Origin of the sequence: Vreelandella indica (assembly GCF_037070225.1) — a bacterium.
Classification (GTDB): Bacteria; Pseudomonadota; Gammaproteobacteria; order Pseudomonadales; family Halomonadaceae; genus Vreelandella; species Vreelandella arctica.
The window spans coordinates 1-2736 of record NZ_JBANSO010000070.1 but is presented as its reverse complement, the minus strand read 5'-3'; the positions used below and the strand labels follow the sequence as shown (position 1 = coordinate 2736).

The following is a 2736-nucleotide window of genomic DNA, read 5'->3' as shown; positions in this document are numbered from 1 at the left end:
CGACTGGCGCGGAACTTGACGTTGGGCATGGCACTGTCTGGGTGAATGGCGATATTCGCTATATTGCCATGCAGTTCAGTAGGTTAGAAGCATTCCTGGGGGCCGGTCTCACGGATTCAGGTTTCTAACAGCCTTTTTGCTTTCAATTCCCACTGAAAGCAAAAAGGGATTTTACCAGATTATTCAAATAATATTTTAAGGTGCATAAAATCTAAATTTATCTCAGCTCAGCACCCCCAGAGGGTGCTGAACTGCTTATTAATGGGCATCTCGGTTTAAATTCCGCTCGGCCGGGATATCACTCAGATACTCGACAAACTCCACTTCAAACACCGACGATTCGAGCAACGAACGGCTGCTTTTACGTTATGATGTATCACTTTTTATTTTCGACAAACCTTACGACAATCTGTCAGAGCGCCTTATGCCCTTTTCAAAGCTAGGATTATCCAGTCCTCTCGTTCAAGCGATTACCGAACTAGGTTACCAAACGCCAACGCCCATCCAGGAACAAGCGATTCCTGCCATTCTTTCGGGTAATGACTTAATCGCCACCGCACAAACAGGCACAGGCAAAACCGCTGCCTTTGTTCTGCCTCTGCTAGAACGATTCAGTAACGCGGGAACGTTACGCGGCAAACGCATACGTGCGCTGATTCTCGTGCCGACCCGTGAGTTAGCGGTTCAGGTCGAAGCCAATGTGGCTCAATACGCTAAACACACACACTTAACCTCTATGGCGATGTATGGCGGTGTGGATACGGAAGCTCAAAAAGCGCGCCTAATCGAAGGCGTCGATATTCTGGTCGCCACGCCGGGCAGATTGCTTGATTTGGCGCATCAGCGTGCGCTGCATTTTGATGAACTGAAAGTCATGGTATTGGACGAAGCAGACAGAATGGTCGACATGGGTTTTGCCGACGATATCCATAAAATCATAGAACGCCTGCCTGAAAACCGTCAGAACCTACTGTTTTCGGCCACCATCACAGACGACGTACGGGCGCTGGCCTACGACTTTTCAGATAGCAAGATGACCAATCTGGCGGCTGAAATATCGATTTCTCCCAACGTCCGCGCCGCCGCTAATGTCAAACAATGGCTAATCACCGTCGACAAAGACACTAAGTCCGCCTTGTTGAGTCACTTAATTAACGAACAAAAGTGGGATCAGGCGCTTATTTTTACCGAGAAAAAACACAATGCGGCCAAGCTTGTTGCTCAACTGGAAAAGCGCGGCATCACAGCGGACTCTATCCATGGCGATAGAAGCCAAGCAATGCGCGAAAAGATTTTGGCTCAGTTCAAATCTGGCGAACTAAAGTACTTAGTCGCCACGGGGGTTGCCGCGCGGGGCTTGGATATTGGTGAGCTGAGCCGTGTGGTGAATTACGATTTACCCTTCAAGCCAGAAGAGTATATCCACCGCATTGGCCGAACCGGCCGCGCGGGCGCCTCTGGTGAAGCCATCTCTTTAGTCGACATGAGTGACTTTAAAAACCTTTGTGCCATTGAAAGACGCTTAAAGAGCATTATTGAGCGCAAAGAGATTGCAGGGTTCCCGGTTCGAAAAGCAGTACCTGAATCAAACTTGAATTACAGAAAATAAAGTAATCGTTAACACTTACCCAAGAAGCTCACCTTTAAAAAGGATGGGCTTCTTTATTATCGATATTTCATGAATCCGGTAAAAACGCATCCAATAGCTCGGCATTCGTGGGATATTTATCCAATAACGCAAGCAACTTCTGCGCGCCTTCTACTGGCTTAGGCGCTGTCAAACCTCTACGCAGTGTCCTTACCTTTTCGATATCTTTTGCATCAATCAACAGCTCTTCGCGGCGAGTACTACTTTTGGCAATATCGATCGCCGGGAAAAGCCGTTGATTGGCCACGTCGCGCGATAACACGAGTTCCATATTACCCGTACCCTTAAACTCCTCGAAAATCACCTGATCCATACGGCTTCCCGTATCCACCAGCACGGTGGCCAGAATGGTGAGCGACCCACCGTTTTCGATCTTTCGCGCGGCGCCAAACAGTTTTCGGGGTATCTCCATTGCTCGGGAATCTAGCCCACCCGACATCGTACGGCCATTGCCCCGCTGCTCGGCATTATGAACCCGCGAGAGTCTCGTAAGAGAGTCGATCACAATCATCACATTATGACCTTCGCCTGCTTGCTTACGCGCCGTCTCAAGGAGCTTATCGGCCATACGCACATGGTGTGTGTAGCTTTCGTCTGAAGACGATGCATGTACTTCTGCCGACACACTGCGCTTAAAATCGGTCACTTCTTCAGGGCGCTCATCAATCAGCAAGGCATACAGCTTTATGTCAGGATGGGCCTCAGCCACGGCCTGACAGATATGCTTCAACATCGTCGTTTTGCCAGAGCCCGGCGGCGCAACAATCAACCCACGTTGCCCCATCCCAATGGGCGTAATCAAATCCATCGCTCGCACAGTAAGCTGCTTAGAACCAGGCTCTAAAGCAATGCGTGGGGAAGGATGAATAGCGACGCCATTTAAAAAACGTTTTTCGGGGTCGTTTGGGTATTGATCGTCAACGTCGTCGGCGGGCTTGGCGTCTACCTGTCTTTTCGCCTTCAAACCTAAGTGGTTATGCATAAGTTATAGAGTAATTAGTGCCGTAACCATTGCATACGTTTTTGACCGCTTCACAAAGCTTATCGAACGAACTGTAGGCTGTTAACGGTAGCCACCGGTATTTGAT

Annotated in this window: 2 protein-coding genes; one reads left to right on the top strand and one right to left on the bottom strand. The window is 49.1% G+C overall.

All coding sequences use genetic code 11. The features are described from left to right. Positions 1 to 424: 424 nt before the first annotated feature. The gene (locus tag V8L71_RS20445; protein ID WP_336275311.1) at positions 425 to 1609 is read left to right on the top strand and encodes a DEAD/DEAH box helicase; all 1185 of its coding nucleotides are present in this window, start codon (positions 425 to 427) and stop codon (positions 1607 to 1609) included. A 67-nt stretch (positions 1610 to 1676) separates the two neighbouring features. Here the strand turns inward: V8L71_RS20445 and rho are convergent, their stop codons facing one another. After that, complete coding sequence (gene rho / locus V8L71_RS20440; RefSeq protein WP_336275310.1) at positions 1677 to 2630, bottom strand: transcription termination factor Rho; 954 nt, start codon at positions 2628 to 2630, stop codon at positions 1677 to 1679. Positions 2631 to 2736 lie beyond the last annotated feature (106 nt).